This window comes from Polaromonas sp., from assembly GCF_016185115.1.
Lineage (GTDB): Bacteria > Pseudomonadota > Gammaproteobacteria > Burkholderiales > Burkholderiaceae_C > Polaromonas.
Map to the genome: position 1 here is coordinate 33,564 of NZ_JACPOF010000008.1, position 14,026 is coordinate 47,589.

At 61.5% G+C, this 14,026-nt stretch carries 13 protein-coding genes; 2 read left to right on the top strand and 11 right to left on the bottom strand.

All coding sequences use genetic code 11. The features are described 5' to 3' along the window. Positions 1-52 precede the first annotated feature (52 nt). The 9 genes from HYX42_RS05190 to HYX42_RS05230 form a co-directional block, all read right to left on the bottom strand. Positions 53-1,480: an FAD-dependent oxidoreductase gene (locus HYX42_RS05190; RefSeq protein WP_293400556.1), complete on the bottom strand. Its 1,428-nt coding sequence runs from the start codon at positions 1,478-1,480 to the stop codon at positions 53-55. Continuing rightward, a complete protein-coding gene (locus HYX42_RS05195) occupies positions 1,477-2,634 on the bottom strand; it encodes an acyl-CoA dehydrogenase family protein (protein WP_293400558.1) in 1,158 nt (385 codons plus the stop codon). Before HYX42_RS05195 ends, HYX42_RS05190 begins: the two co-directional genes overlap by 4 nt. Positions 2,635-2,784: 150 nt before the next feature. After that, the gene (locus HYX42_RS05200) at positions 2,785-3,345 is read right to left on the bottom strand and encodes an OsmC family protein (protein WP_293400560.1); all 561 of its coding nucleotides are present in this window, start codon (positions 3,343-3,345) and stop codon (positions 2,785-2,787) included. A 35-nt stretch (positions 3,346-3,380) separates the two neighbouring features. After that, positions 3,381-4,268 carry a sulfurtransferase gene (locus tag HYX42_RS05205; protein ID WP_293400562.1) on the bottom strand — a complete coding sequence of 296 codons (888 nt, stop codon included), beginning with the start codon at positions 4,266-4,268 and terminating at the stop codon, positions 3,381-3,383. A gap of 183 nt (positions 4,269-4,451) precedes the next feature. Next, on the bottom strand, positions 4,452-6,131 hold the full coding sequence (locus HYX42_RS05210; protein ID WP_293400564.1) for a sigma 54-interacting transcriptional regulator: 1,680 nt from the start codon (positions 6,129-6,131) through the stop codon (positions 4,452-4,454). A gap of 115 nt (positions 6,132-6,246) precedes the next feature. After that, entirely contained in the window at positions 6,247-6,771 is a 525-nt protein-coding gene (locus HYX42_RS05215) for an RcnB family protein (protein ID WP_293400565.1), read from the bottom strand. Between the two features lie 125 nt (positions 6,772-6,896). Then, positions 6,897-8,288: an aminopeptidase P N-terminal domain-containing protein gene (locus HYX42_RS05220; protein ID WP_293400566.1), complete on the bottom strand. Its 1,392-nt coding sequence runs from the start codon at positions 8,286-8,288 to the stop codon at positions 6,897-6,899. Further along, the gene (locus HYX42_RS05225) at positions 8,285-8,998 is read right to left on the bottom strand and encodes a nucleotidyltransferase family protein (RefSeq protein WP_293400900.1); all 714 of its coding nucleotides are present in this window, start codon (positions 8,996-8,998) and stop codon (positions 8,285-8,287) included. The genes HYX42_RS05220 and HYX42_RS05225 overlap by 4 nt, the downstream gene beginning before the upstream one ends. Before the next feature lie 17 nt (positions 8,999-9,015). Then, on the bottom strand, positions 9,016-9,381 hold the full coding sequence (locus HYX42_RS05230; protein WP_293400568.1) for an S-adenosylmethionine decarboxylase family protein: 366 nt from the start codon (positions 9,379-9,381) through the stop codon (positions 9,016-9,018). A gap of 149 nt (positions 9,382-9,530) precedes the next feature. Here HYX42_RS05230 and tkt point away from each other — a divergent pair, with 149 nt between their 5' ends. Together tkt and gap are read left to right on the top strand one after the other, a co-directional pair. Next, a complete protein-coding gene (tkt, locus tag HYX42_RS05235) occupies positions 9,531-11,573 on the top strand; it encodes a transketolase (protein WP_293400570.1) in 2,043 nt (680 codons plus the stop codon). Positions 11,574-11,685: 112 nt separating this feature from the next. Beyond that, entirely contained in the window at positions 11,686-12,684 is a 999-nt protein-coding gene (gap, locus tag HYX42_RS05240) for a type I glyceraldehyde-3-phosphate dehydrogenase (protein WP_293400572.1), read from the top strand. Positions 12,685-12,747: 63 nt separating this feature from the next. Here the strand turns inward: gap and HYX42_RS05245 are convergent, their stop codons facing one another. After that, positions 12,748-13,137 carry a hypothetical protein gene (locus HYX42_RS05245; protein ID WP_293400574.1) on the bottom strand — a complete coding sequence of 130 codons (390 nt, stop codon included), beginning with the start codon at positions 13,135-13,137 and terminating at the stop codon, positions 12,748-12,750. A gap of 19 nt (positions 13,138-13,156) precedes the next feature. Further along, positions 13,157-13,603 carry a hypothetical protein gene (locus HYX42_RS05250; protein ID WP_293400576.1) on the bottom strand — a complete coding sequence of 149 codons (447 nt, stop codon included), beginning with the start codon at positions 13,601-13,603 and terminating at the stop codon, positions 13,157-13,159. Positions 13,604-14,026: the final 423 nt, after the last annotated feature.

Sequence of the window (14,026 nt, forward strand, 5' to 3'; positions counted from 1 at the left end):
CCATGAAAAGGTGTGCCACCCTGTGTCGTGTGGCACGGCACGCCGCACCAATTCACAGTGAGAACGGCAGCGAGGTGGTCTTGATGCGAAGCGGGACCGGGGTGTGCTGGTATGGCGTGGCGGCATCGCCGACCATGTGCGCAGCCATAGCTTTGGCCTGACGGCCTATCGGTTCTATAAACCGGCTCACCTGGCCATTGACGGAAATGCAGTCACCCAATGCGTAGATGTGGGCCTGGCTGGTGGCCAGAGTGCCGGCATCCACTGCTATGCCGTTGTTCCAGACCAGTCCTGCGCCACTGGCCAGACGGTTGGGTGTTTGCAGCCCGGCCGCCACCACGATGTGGTCCACCGTGAAGATCTGGCCGCATTGTGTGATCAGCTGTTTGCTGCCTGCATCGTCCGCCGATCTGATCGCCCTGACCTGAACGCCGCCGATAAAAACAATAGGCAGCGGTGCCCACGCTTCAAGCAGTTGCCGTGATTGCGCTTCGCTCAGGCTGGCTGCCAGCGGCCTTGTGGCAATGTCGATCAAGGTCACGGCGTGCCCCGCCAGCGCCAGGTCATTGGCCAGTTCGCAGCCAATCAGACCTGCACCCACCACAGCGATACGCTGTGGCGTGTTGCCGAGCAGGCTGCGGAATTTTGTATATGCCTGCAGGTGATTGATACGCCAGCACAGCGAGGGTGGAAACTGCTGCGGCAACCGTGATTCCGCACCATGCGCCAGCACCAGCTGCCTATAGCGAAGCGTTCCGCGTGTGGTTCGCAGCTGGCGGTTTGCCGGGGTAATGCGCACGGCCTGTGTATTTTCAAGCAGCCTGACATTGAGCCGGCTTGCCGCTGCCGATCCGGTTTCGCGCGCCAGCTTTCCGGGTGTCACGCCTCTGGCCATCGCGACTGACAGCATGGGTTTGTCGTAGACATCGCCGTTGCATGAAGTGACCATGGTGATCGGCATGCTGGCATCCCGCGCACGCAGGGCCTCTGCCATTTGCCAGCCCGCACGGCCGGCACCCACAATCACCGTGCCTGCGTCACGGCGACCTGCTGCCTTGCGCACCTGACCGTTGCGGCCACTGCTGCGCGCCGACGCTTCCATGACGTAAGGCTCAAAGTCAGACTTGGTCACGCCGCAAAGCGGGCAGGCCCAGTCATCGGGAATATCTGCAAAGCGGGTACCAGCTGCCAGCCCGCTGTCTGCATCGCCTTTGCGCTCGTCGTAGATCAGGCCACAGGCGCGGCAGATATACAACTCCCATGGCGACTGGCCAGGGTCCGAAGCGTCCGGCATCTCCAGCCGCGAGGCCGGCTTTGCCGGATCGCAGGCGACGGCCCCCGCGGGGGGCAGTGCAGCACACGCAGTGGCAAGCGTGGGGGCGACATTCAGCCGCGAGGCCGGCTTTGCCGGATCGCAGGCGACGGCCCCCGCGGGGGGCAGCGCAGCACACGTAGTGGCAAGCGTGGGGGCTCCAGTCATGCAGGTTGCTCCGTTGCGCTGAGTCGTGCGATTTCTTTGCGCAGGTGTTTGATGGCGGGCGTCACGATCGCCACGAAATGCGATTCGCGCACGCGCCGCTGCACGTCAGACGTCATCAAGTAACCTCGCGCGCCCTGGTGCAGCAGGGCCGATTGCGCGGCGCGCAAGGCCAGCTCTGACGCATGGGCCCGGGCATCCAGCACGTCGATCAGGAACTCCTTCTCCTGGCTGAATGGTGTCCGGGCCAGCACCATGATGCGTGCGGTCAATTCGTCCAGTTCGGCCTGCAACTCGTCGGGCCTGTCTTCGAGGAACTCATTCACATGGCCGAGCTGGCGCTCGACCTTCCACATCGAATCGATGGCACCTTGCACAACACCCAGCCCCATGCCTGTCTGCAGCAGGATGAACGCAGCGCGTATCCGGCCAATAAATGGGCGCACTGGGTGGGCAATCAGGTCCTTTGCGCCAACAAAATAATCTGTCAGCCTTACAGCCCAGGTATTGGTGCCTTCCATCGCAGAAAAAGAAGGGCAGTTGCGCAACTCGACGCCAGGCGCATCGCAATGCACGATGAACATGACCTCCGATTTTGGAGCACCATCTGCGGCGCCATCCTCCACATCGGCGACCGCGCCAAAGTAGTGGTCAGGCCCCAGGTTGCTGACCCAGGGCAGGGTACCGTTCACCAGCCAGCCGCCTTGCACCTCGCGTGCATGCAGCAAAAAGGTTTCTATGCCTGCAAATGTTTTCATGGGGTTGGACATGCCGGTGGCGCCCAGGGTCAGTCCGCTGTTGTGTGCGGACAGCCTGTCGCCCTGCAGGGCGGCGTTGCCTGACTGTTCCATGTAGGTGCCGCAGACTTCATGGCACCAGACCATGAAGCCGGTGGCGCCGCAGACGCGTGACACCTCAGTCATGACCCTGATTGCAAGTCCGTAGTCAGCAGGCTTGTTGGCCTGGGCGATATGGGCACTGAGCGCACCCAGCTCACCCAGCCGTTGCAGGATGGACTTCGGATAAATGCCGCGGCGATCTATATCGTCGGCCAGCTCTGCCAGCGGGCCATCGGCCAGAGCGCGTACCGCCTGCAGCAGCGCAGCCCCATGGCTCTCGCCGAAAGGTGTTTGGGTAGCGCGTTCTAGGACTTCCATAAATATTCCGGTATGGTTCGTGAGCCAGACATAAACCAGGGAGATGATCCCTTCAAGCAGGGGCCGCGGGACTGGCTTTGCCAGACCGCAGGTGCAGCGGCCCCCTCGGGGGGCAGGGCGCTACACGAAGTGAGCAACCGTGGGGGCACATCAAGCCAGGGCGATTTCAAAAGGAATCGGGTTGCGCATGCTGTTGGCAACCGGCGAATAGAAGTTGGCATGCTGAACGATCTCGTCCAGCACCTCGCGGCTGGCGTCGCCTTCAATCACCACCTTCACACGAATGGCCTGAAAGCCCATGTCTTTGGCTTCTTTCAGTGCCCCACCTGCGCCCCAGGCGGCGGGGTTGCCGATATCGCCTTCCATGAAGATCTCCAGCTTGCTTAAGCGGACCTGTTTCCATGTTGCCACTGCAGTGATGCCCACGGCCAGGCAACCGCCCAGTCCCGACAGCACGATTTCGCCAGGCGCCGGTGCCGTGTTCTCGCCGAACAGGTGCAGGGGCTCATCGACGACCACGGGCTGGTGATCGCCGACATAACTGAGCGAGCGGTACATGCCCTGCATCACGGTGTGGACCTTGTTGGTCCCGCGTGAAGCCGGGTTGGCCTTGCCCTTGGCCGCAAACGCCGACAGGCCTTCGGCGTCAATGGGTTTGAGGTAAGCCTTCACCGTGGTCGGTTCGGCTGCGATCGGGGTGTCAACGGACATGAAGAGGTTCCTTGTGTAGAAAGTGGGTATCCGTATCAGGCTGCGAGAGCCAGTGCAGGCGGTCTGGATTTCATGATGGGTGCGTCGCTTTCAATCGGCAGCGAGTCGTCGCGCGACCATTCGTTCCATGAGCCGAAGTACATGCGAACGTCGCTGAACCCGGCCTGCTTGAGTGCCAGGAAAGTGTTGGATGCGCGCGCGCCCTTGAAGCAGTACAGGTACACGGTGTCGTCGGTGGCTATGCCTGCGGTGGCGCACTCGGCCTGCACTTCCAGCGGCGACTTGAAAACCGGGCCCTGTGGAGAAGGCTTCATGAACCGGTACCACTCTATCCATTTGGCGCCAGGCAGCCGGCCCTTGCGCGGGGCAAAGTCCTTGCCATAAGGGGACGAGCTTTCGCCGGTCCATTCGTCGATGTCGCGTACATCGAGAAGCGCCACATCGCTGCCCAGCGCTGCGACCATGTCGTCCTTGGTCAGCATGACATCAGCTGTTGCAAGAGTGCTCGGGAAGCTGGTTGCTTTTGGCGCTACGGATTCGGTGCTGACCGGCAGGCCCAGCGCCTTCCATGCAGAGAAGCCGCCGTTGAGTACCTTGACCTTGGGGTAGCCCAGCCAGGTCAGCAGGTAATAGCCGCGGCAGGACTGGCCGTAGCCGCTGTTCAACGCGTCTTCATAGAACACGGCGGTCTCCAGACCGGACAGGCCGGCCATGCCAAAGTGCTCTGCAAATGTTGATTTGAGGGCGGTGAGGCCTTCAGCGGTCGAGGTGGCGAGAAAGGTGAATATCTCGCGCATGTTCACGGCACCGGGCAGGTGGCCGGCAGCATAGGTGTCGGCGTCGCGGGTGTCGATGATGACCACCGGTTCGGTGCCCATCATGCTTGAAAGTTGTTCGGGGGAAACAAGAACGCTGGTCGTCATGGCAATCTCCACTGAGGTCACGGCACATGCCGTTCCTGCCTTGATTGCAACGCTTGTGCCAAGCAGCATGGTCGTGGCGACTTGTTTTAAAAAATGCCGAAAACGCCCAATGTAAGACGCCTTGTTGCTATGAATTAAATAGCAATTATGCTATCCTGGCCACAGGTGGGGCTGACACAATGTCTACAAATTGTCGGCATTGTGTTGGCCGAGTTTTTTCAATCGATAGCCAAATTGCCGCACTGTCAAACCCAGGGCCTGCGCAGCACGTGACTGGTTGCCGCCATGGGCCGCCAGCGACTCCTGCAGTTGTGCTGCCGAGTGCGATTGCGCCGCCTGGTAGTCGCGTACCAGTGGCGCTGGTGTCACGGTGGTCGCAGGCGCTATGGCCGGTTTGAGGGCGGGCTTTGCGCCGCTCTCCTGGGGCAAAAAGCGCTCCAGTTCACGGCTTGAGACCATGGTGCTGTCCGTCAGAAGCACCAGCCGCTCTATCACGTTGCCGAGTTCACGGATATTGCCGGGCCATGGGTGCTGTTCCAGTCGCGCCAGCGCATCAGACGACAGGCTGACATTACGCTGGTTGTCCTGGTTCACACGGCTCAGGAAGTGAATCGCCAGCGCGCGTATATCCTGCTGGCGTTCCCTCAGGGATGGCAGGCGGATGGGAATGACATTGAGGCGGTAGAACAGGTCGCGCCGGAAGCTGCCCGCCTGCACGTCTGTTTCCAGGTTGCGGTTGGTGGCCGCCACTACACGCACGGACACCTTGACCTCACGTTTGCCACCCAGACGCACAATGGTGCCTTCCTGAAGTGTGCGCAGCAGTTTGGTCTGCATGGCCAGGGGCATCTCGCCAATCTCGTCCAGAAATATGGTGCCCCGGTCAGCCTGCTCAAACCATCCGGCGCGCGCTGTTTGCGCCCCCGTGAAAGCGCCCCGCTCGTAGCCGAACAGTTCCGATTCAAACAGCGTATCGGGAATCGCCGCGCAATTGACCTTGATGAAGGGCTGATCGCGGCGCTGGCTTGAGAGATGTACCGCGCGCGCAAACAGCTCCTTGCCGGTGCCTGATTCGCCCAGAAGCAGCACACTGGCGGTGGCTTCCGAGACGCGCTCAAGCTCGCCCAGCGCCTGCAGCAGTGCAGGGGAGGTGCCGATGATGCCGTAGCGGACAGCAGCGGTTTCAAGCGCGCGCTCGAGCAACAGGTTTTTCGCCTGCAGGGCCCGCGTTTTTTCGGCCACCAGCGCCTGCAGTTGCAGCAACTGCCCGGCCAATGTGGCCAGGATCTTCAGCACCGCCACATCGTCATTCAATTGCCGGTCCCGGCTGCGTATGCGGTGGCAGGCCAGCACGCCTATGACTTCGCGGTTGACTTCAATCGGCAAGGCGATAAAGGCCACCACCTCCTGCGGCAGCTGGGCGCGTTTAACGGATCGCGCCAGGAACTGCGACTCGGCATCAATGTCCTGCACGATGATGGGTTGCGCCGTTGCCAGCACCCGTCCGGTGATGCCCTCGCCCGGCCCGTAGCGGCCGCGTGCCATTTCTGTTTTGGTGAGGCCGTAGGCGTAGCGGATGCTTGAAGCGGTGCCTGCATGACCGGGCGAGCGCGCCCCGGGCTTGCGATCTGCAAGGCCTTCAAGGGCGATGTCTCCCACAAAGTCGGCCAGCACAATGCGGCCGCGGTTGAGCCCCAGCAGTTCAGAAATGAGGTGCAGCATTTCCCTGAGCACAACTTCCGGCGCCAGGCTCTTGCCGACCAGGCGCATCACCTCGCTCATCAGCAGGAGTTCCTGGGCGCGCCATTGCGGATTGGGCGCAGGATGGGTCGTAGCTGTGCGGGCGGCTGTAGCGAAAGGCATGCAGCAGACTAGCAATAAACCGGCCTGAAACGCGTTGGTCGCGTTTCAGGCCGGTTTATGCGTGTGACGGAACTGGCCGGATGCGCCAGAAGCCGGCGCGCCGGCCTGCGGGGTTCTAGCCGCCGAGAAGGCCCTGAATGATGTCCACGATGATGTTGTTCTGCTGCTGGACCAGCACGACATCACCGCCCAGGCGTGCGTAGCGATAACCATAGGGTGCTGGGGGCAGCATGCGGACAACTGGCGGGGCCACTGTATACAAGGTGACGCCGCGCGGGACGGGCTGGCCTACCACCCAGTTCCGGGCCTGACCTGGGGGCAGGCAGCCGTTGTTCTTCTTTGCCAGGCCGGGAGGGCAGCGTTTTGCGCCACCGTAATTCGTGGTGTAGTACTCCCGTGCGTAGGTCCGCTGCTGCTCATTGAAGTAGGCGCCCTGCTTGATTTCTTCACGCTGGCGTTTGTCCGCGTGCTTTTGTTCCTTGTCGGCGCGCTTGTCTTCCTTGTTTTCGTGCTTCTGGCCGTGCTTGCCTTTGCCGTTGCCATGATCATCGCCATGGTCTTTGGCAAGAACCGGACCTGCGATGAACAGCGAGGTGATCGCGATGGCGACCAGGCGGCGGGATGTGAGTGAGAGTGTCATGGCAGGTTTGTCCTTGTGGTTGTGGGGGTTACACAAGCTCAACGTGCGGCTTCGCGTCGCTGTTGACCCCGCCGCGTAGGACAGCGCCGCGACCCTCGCCCCGGCCCAGGGTAATCCAGAACGTTTTACCCGCGCATCAAGGCTTCAATCTCATCCCCATCCACAGGCACCCCACGGGTCATCAGTTCGCACCCGTCTTTTGTCACCAGCGCATCATCCTCAATGCGTATGCCTATATTCCAGAACTCTTTCGGCACGCCCCTGGCCGGCCGCACATAAATGCCCGGCTCTATCGTGAGCACCATGCCGGGCCGCAAAATGCGTGAGGGCTTTTTCATCACCAGCTGGCCGAGCATGTCTTTTTCTTCACGGGGCTTGCTGCCGGGCTCGGTGTAATCGCCGCAGTCATGCACGTCCATGCCCATCCAGTGGCTGGTGCGGTGCATGTAGAACTGGCGGTAAGCGCCCGAGGCCAGCACGTCATCAACCTTGCCGTGTTTCTTCTTGTCAAGCAGGCCGGTGTCCAGCATGCCCTGGGCCAGCACGCGGGTGGCGGCGTCATGCGGGTCGTTGAAGCGCTTGCCGGGGCGGGTGACTTTCACGGCGGCATATTGCGCTTCAAGCACGATGTCATAAAGCGTGCGCTGTGCGGGCGTGAATTTGCCATCGGCCGGGAAGGTGCGCGTGATGTCGCTGGCGTAACCGTCAAGTTCGCAGCCGGCGTCAATCAGGCACAACTCGCCTGGCTTGAGCTCGGCCGTGTCGGCGCGGTAATGCAATATGCAGGCGTTGGCGCCGGCGGCCACGATGCTGGTGTAGGCCGGAAACTGCGAGCCATGACGGCGGAACTCATGCAGCAGTTCCGCTTCAAGGTGGTACTCGCGTGCGCCGCCCTTGATGGGCTGGCGCAGCATGGCGGCTGAAGTCTTCATGGCGCGCACATGCGCTGCAGCCGAGATTTTTCCGGCCTGGCGCAGGATGGCGATTTCATGCGCATCTTTCGTCAGGCGCATCTCGTCCAGCACGCTGCACAAATCATGCTGGCTCTGCGGGCATTCCGCGCCCATGCGTGCACGCGCGCGCACGCTGTTCAGCCAGCCGTCCACCTGCGTCTCCAGCCCCTTGTGCGTTGCAAACGGAAACCATACTGCCTTCTGGTTGGTGAGCAATGCGGGCATGTTCCCGGCCAGTGCTTCAACGCTGAAGGCCGCGTCAACACCCAGTGCCGCAGGTGCCGCCTTCGGGCCCAGACGAATGCCATCCCAGATTTCGCGTTCCAGGTCCTTGGGTCGGCAAAACAGGGTGGTCTTGCCGCTCGCCTCAATCACCAGCCAGCTGCCAGGCTCGGTAAAACCCGTGAGGTAATAAAAGTAGCTGTCGTGCCGGTACGGGAAGTCGCTGTCGCGGTTGCGTGGCAATTCCGGGGCTGTGGGCAGCAATGCCACGCCGCCGCCTGCGGCCTTGAGGGCGCGTGCAACGGCAGCGCGCCTTTTTTCGTAAACCTTGGTGCTCATCATGATGTCTGGCTCGCAGTAGCGAGTGTTGGGTTATTCAGTTCCTGCAGGCGCGCTGGTGTGCCGACGTCGGTCCAGGCTTTTTCATACAGCTCGGCGCTCACCTGCTGATTGTCCATGGCCTGCCGCAGCAGGGGTGCGAGTGGGGCCTTGATGCCATCGGGGTTGCCATAGGGCAGTGCATCAAACAGCGCCTTGCGGTAAAGCCCAATTGTGCTGAAGGTGAAACGCGGCCCGGGTGCGCCGGCGGGCAGGTTCAGTGCCAGACCGTCTTTGCCCAGGCCGAAATCGCCCTTGGTGTTGTGCGGCGGGTTGGGCACCAGCCATAGGTGGGCCAGTTTGCCGCTGGCCATAAACCGGTCAACTGCGGCCTGCGTGAATTCAAAGTCCGGCACAAACACATCACCGGCCAGTACCCAGAACACATCACCCAGCAGGGGCAGCGCTCGGGCAATGCCGCCTGCAGTTTCGAGTGCACCGCCAAAATCAGCGCCCTCATGTGACCAGGCGAGCGACAGCGCACTGCCTTCAAAATGCGCCGGAATCTGCTCGCCCAGCCACGCGGTATTGATCACCAGTTGCCTGAACCCGCCCTTGGCGAGCGCATCTGTATGCCATTCAATCAGAGGTTTGCCCTGAACCTGCAGCAGCGGCTTGGGCGTGCTGTCTGTCAGCGGTCGCATGCGTTCGCCACGCCCGGCGGCCAGAATCATGGCTGTGGCGCCGCTGCTCAAGACTCGTCCCCGCGGTCGAGTGAGCGCTGTTCCGTCCATTCGGGGGCAAATCGGTCTACCAGCGTCTGCATCAAGGGTTGTGCCAGGGCTGTATGCTGGCCAGAGATAAACACATCGATCGTGGCCGTTTTCCCGACTGGCCAGGCGTGTATGCAGACATGCGAGCCGGCAAGCAGCAGGGTGACGGTGATGCCGTCGCCGGTGGCGGGGGCTGAAAAGCTGTCAAAAAGCTGCTTGCGCGCTTGCAGGCCCATCGTCTCCACGGCGTTCAGGCACCAGGCCCCCAGTTTCCCGGCATCCAGCAGCCATTCCCGCTCGCAGCGGCAGTTGTGGAGGTCGGCAGTCAGGTGTAGCCCATGCATGCCCCCACTTTAGACCATGCCGCTGCAACATTGGCCTGCCCGCCCCGCCAGAACGCCCTAAACCCGACCAAAAGGGCCGCCACGCCCGGCCCGTTAAAATAATGGGCTTTCCCCCGATTCCCCGATCTTTTCCCTCTGGAGCAGCCTGCATGGCAAACACGCAATTGATGGCGAGCGCGATACGCGCCCTCGCGATGGACGCCGTACAACAAGCCAACTCCGGACACCCCGGCGCCCCCATGGGCATGGCCGACATGGCCGTCGCCCTCTGGGGCAGCCACCTCAAGCACAGCCCGCACAACCCCAACTGGTTTGACCGCGACCGATTTGTGCTGTCCAACGGCCACGGCTCCATGCTCATCTATGCCGTGCTGCATCTGACGGGGTATGCACTGCCGATAAAGGAGTTGAAGAACTTCCGCCAGCTGCACAGCAAGACCCCCGGCCACCCTGAATACGGCTACACCCCCGGCGTTGAAACCACCACCGGCCCCCTCGGCCAGGGCCTGACCAACGCGGTCGGCATGGCGCTGGCTGAAAAGCTGATGGCCAAGGAGTTCAACCGCGACGGACACAAGGTGGTGGATCACAACACCTATGTCTTCATGGGCGACGGCTGCCTGATGGAAGGCATCAGCCACGAAGCCGCTGCACTGGCAGGCGCCTGGAAGCTGAACAAGCTGATCGCGCTGTACGACGACAACGGCATTTCGATTGACGGCCAGGTCGCGCCCTGGTTCATAGACAACACTGCCGTGCGCTTTGCCGCCTACGGCTGGAACGTGATCGGCCCGGTTGACGGCCACGACGCCGCGCTGGTCGCCACGTCCATTGCCGATGCGAAGAAGTCCGCCGACAAGCCCACGCTCATCATCTGCAAGACCCACATCGGCAAAGGCTCGCCCAACCGCGCCAATACCTCCAAAGCCCACGGCGAGCCGCTGGGTGCTGATGAAATCAAGCTGACCCGTGACGCCATCAACTGGCCGCATGCCCCGTTTGAAATCCCGAAAGAAGTGCACGACGACTGGGATGCCAAGGCCAAGGGTCTGGCGCTTGAGGCCGACTGGGACGCGAAATTCGCCGCCTATAAAACCGCACACCCCGATCTGGCTGCCGAATTCACACGCCGCATGAAGGGCGACCTGCCCAAGGGCTTCTCGCAGCTGGCTGTCGATACCGTCATCGGTTCGCACACCAAGGCCGAAACCGTGGCCTCGCGCAAGGCCTCGCAGCTCGCACTCGAATCCTTCACCGCAGGCCTGCCTGAACTGCTGGGCGGCTCTGCCGATCTGACCGGCTCCAACCTGACCAACACCAAGGCCACACCGGCCCTGCGTTTTGACCTGAACGGCGATGTCGTGCAGACCGAGGGCGCAAATGGTGCGAAGGTCGGCGGCCGTCACATCAACTACGGCGTGCGTGAATTCGGCATGGCTGCCATCATGAACGGCATTGCGCTGCATGGCGGCTTCATCCCCTACGGCGGCACCTTCCTGACTTTCAGCGACTACTCACGCAACGCCATCCGCATGGCCGCGCTGATGAAGATTCGTGTCATTCACGTCTTCACGCACGACTCTATAGGCCTGGGTGAAGACGGCCCAACCCACCAGTCCATCGAGCACGCCGCCAGCCTGCGCCTGATCCCCAACCTCGACGTCTGGCGTCCGGGCGATACCGCTGAAACGGCGGTGGCCTGGGCCGTTGCGCTCGAGAACAAAAACAAGCCGACGGCCTTGCTGCTCAGCCGCCAGAACCTGCCTTACGCTCCGAAGAACGACCTCGGTGAAATCAGCAAGGGCGCTTACGTGCTGGCCGAGCCGGCAGAAGTCGGCCTGAACAAGAAGGCCCAGGCCGTCATCATCGCCACCGGCTCCGAAGTGCAACTGGCACTGAAGGCTCAGGAACTGCTGGCCTTTCATAAGATCGCCGTGCGCGTGGTCTCCATGCCCAGCAACACGACCTTCGACAAACAGAAGACCGCCTACAAATCCGAAGTGCTGCCTGAGGGCATTCCCCGCATCGCGGTCGAGATGGGTGTGACCGACGGCTGGTGGAAATACGGCTGCGCAGCAGTGGTCGGCATCGACAGCTACGGCGAGTCCGCACCCGCACCGGTGCTGTTCAAACACTTTGGCTTCACGCCTGAAAACGTGGCTGATACGGTTCGCAAGGTTTTGAAGAAATAAGTACCGCCGTCATCCCGGGCTTGACCCGGGATCCATGCCCCCGAATCATGGATTGCGGATCATGTCCGCAATGACAACCCCAGAAATCTCAACTTCCAGGAGCAACAAGAAAATGGCTATCAAACTAGGTATCAACGGCTTCGGCCGCATCGGCCGCAACGTTTTCCGTTCGGCGATCAAGAGCTTTAACGACATCGAAATCGTCGGCATCAACGACCTGCTTGAGCCTGATTACCTGGCTTACATGCTCAAGTACGACTCGGTGCACGGCCGCTTTGACGGCGAGGTGTCCGTAGACGGCAACACCCTGATCGTCAACGGCAAGAAGATCCGCCTGACCCAGGAGCGCGACCCCGCCAACCTCAAGTGGGGCGACATCGGCGCCGACGTGGTGCTGGAATCCACCGGCCTCTTCCTCGACAAGGCCTCCGGTGAAAAACACCTGGCTGCCGGCGCAAAGAAGGTCATCTTCTCGGCACCGTCGAAAGACGACACCCCGATGTTTGTCTTCGGCGTCAACGACAAGACGTACAAGGGCGAAGCCATCATCTCCAACGCCTCCTGCACCACCAACTGCCTGGCGCCTGTTGCCAAGGTGCTCAACGACAAGTGGGGCATCAAGCGCGGCCTGATGACGACTGTGCATGCAGCCACTGCCACGCAAAAAACCGTCGACGGCCCGAGCAACAAGGACTGGCGCGGCGGCCGCGGCATTCTTGAAAACATCATTCCATCGAGCACCGGCGCAGCCAAGGCTGTCGGTGTGGTCATCCCCGAGCTGAACAAGAAGCTCACCGGCATGTCTTTCCGCGTGCCGACCTCTGATGTGTCCGTGGTCGACCTGACCTGCGAACTCAACAAGGAAGCCACGCTGAAAGAGATCTGCGCCGAAATGAAGGCGCAGAGCGAAGGCGCGCTCAAGGGCATCCTCGGCTACACCGAAGACAAGGTCGTCGCCACCGACTTCCGCGGCGACACCCGCACCTCCATCTTCGACGCCGATGCGTCGATTGCCCTCGACGGCACCTTCATCAAGGTGGTCGCCTGGTACGACAACGAATGGGGCTACTCCAACAAGTGCCTTGAAATGGTTCGTGTTGTTTCGAAATAAGCGATTCAGCCAGCCCAAAAAAAGCGCCGTGAGGCGCTTTTTTTATGGGTCAGCCCACGGACATCAGCGCATCAGCAAAAGCGTCAGGCTGGCAATCGCGATGACCGCCACGACAACAGTCGCCGCAGCCAGCATGACCAGCCGTGCGCGGTTGACCTCTATGCGCTTGACCAGCTGGGTGTTCTGCTCGGCCAGCGTCCTGATGAGGTCGGCCGACGCCAGCATTTGTTCGTGCAGTTCGCTGGCGGCAGTTTCCATCGCCTGAAGGCGCTGCTCCAGCGCCGCCATGCCCGATGGGCGGTCGTCTACGGCCAGCGGTGCTACATCCTCCAGGGGCGGTTTTTTGCCCACCGTGCTCCAGAGTTTTTTGGCGCCCTCGGCAATCTTCGGTGCGTTGCTGATCACGTCAGACCAGGGAACCAGCTGCAGTACAGCCATCCAGCCAATCGCCATTGTCCTGTCCTTCTGTCGGTTAACCGGCGTGGCCGGGTTCGTCCTTGCGCAGTGACTCTGCGCACAGCCGCATCAGCTGGCGCAGGTGTGAGCGGTATGAAATCGCCTCATGCCACCTGTCTGTCTGGTAGACCTCGTGGTGCGGCGCATCCGGGCCGTCCAGCGAGCCAATCGCCACAAAGGTCAGGCCTGTTTCACGATCTGTGCGCGACGAGGCGTCAAGGCTGAGCAGCGGCACGTCAAAGGCGTGGCCCTCGGCGCTGCGGCGCATTGATGTGAACTCGATCGTGCAGCTGTCCTTCAGCGCCACCTTATGGCGCATCTCGCGCGGCACGGCCTGGGCGAAGGCATTGAGGCTGGCGATGTGCTCCGCAGCCGTCATGCGCTTGCCGTCAGTTGAGTCTTCTTCGGGGTAGCCCTTGCCCTGGTACATCGCGGCGGCCAGCGCCGCTGCGATCAGAAACATGGCAAGGAGATGCCGGCGGCCTGCGCCGCGCGGTTGGGAGGCAAAGGGCATTTTGGGGTGGTGGAGCTAAATGAGGAGGCTGGGGGTGGACCGCTTGTTGCGATCAACCCATGCGTGAGCGTGATGCTCTTGCCGGTTGCGGCTGATTCTAGAGCCGGGTCACTGCACGGCTGTATGGCTTTCCGACCTTGCAGCAGGGGCTTGTCCAGGCAGCAGCCACGCGCGCAGGGAGCGTGGCGCCAACCCACGCCAAAAGTTAACTTGTATATTAACAATCGAGGTAAAAGTTAATATGGGTATTAACATTTGGCCGTTTTTGGCAGCAAAAACGGGCAAAAACAGGTCAAAAACACCTGTTTTTAGGCATCAAATCGGCTGCAGGCCAATAAATACGCACGTGAGCAGCTACTAAATTGGTAGCAA

Coding starts and splice junctions, on each gene's coding strand:
- HYX42_RS05190 (WP_293400556.1), bottom strand. CDS start 1,480: ATGACTGGAGCCCCCACGCTTGCCACTACGTGTGCTGCGCTGCCCCCC.
- HYX42_RS05195 (WP_293400558.1), bottom strand. CDS start 2,634: ATGGAAGTCCTAGAACGCGCTACCCAAACACCTTTCGGCGAGAGCCAT.
- HYX42_RS05200 (WP_293400560.1), bottom strand. CDS start 3,345: ATGTCCGTTGACACCCCGATCGCAGCCGAACCGACCACGGTGAAGGCT.
- HYX42_RS05205 (WP_293400562.1), bottom strand. CDS start 4,268: ATGACGACCAGCGTTCTTGTTTCCCCCGAACAACTTTCAAGCATGATG.
- HYX42_RS05210 (WP_293400564.1), bottom strand. CDS start 6,131: ATGCCTTTCGCTACAGCCGCCCGCACAGCTACGACCCATCCTGCGCCC.
- HYX42_RS05215 (WP_293400565.1), bottom strand. CDS start 6,771: ATGACACTCTCACTCACATCCCGCCGCCTGGTCGCCATCGCGATCACC.
- HYX42_RS05220 (WP_293400566.1), bottom strand. CDS start 8,288: ATGATGAGCACCAAGGTTTACGAAAAAAGGCGCGCTGCCGTTGCACGC.
- HYX42_RS05225 (WP_293400900.1), bottom strand. CDS start 8,998: ATGATTCTGGCCGCCGGGCGTGGCGAACGCATGCGACCGCTGACAGAC.
- HYX42_RS05230 (WP_293400568.1), bottom strand. CDS start 9,381: ATGCATGGGCTACACCTGACTGCCGACCTCCACAACTGCCGCTGCGAG.
- tkt (WP_293400570.1), top strand. CDS start 9,531: ATGGCAAACACGCAATTGATGGCGAGCGCGATACGCGCCCTCGCGATG.
- gap (WP_293400572.1), top strand. CDS start 11,686: ATGGCTATCAAACTAGGTATCAACGGCTTCGGCCGCATCGGCCGCAAC.
- HYX42_RS05245 (WP_293400574.1), bottom strand. CDS start 13,137: ATGGCGATTGGCTGGATGGCTGTACTGCAGCTGGTTCCCTGGTCTGAC.
- HYX42_RS05250 (WP_293400576.1), bottom strand. CDS start 13,603: ATGTTTCTGATCGCAGCGGCGCTGGCCGCCGCGATGTACCAGGGCAAG.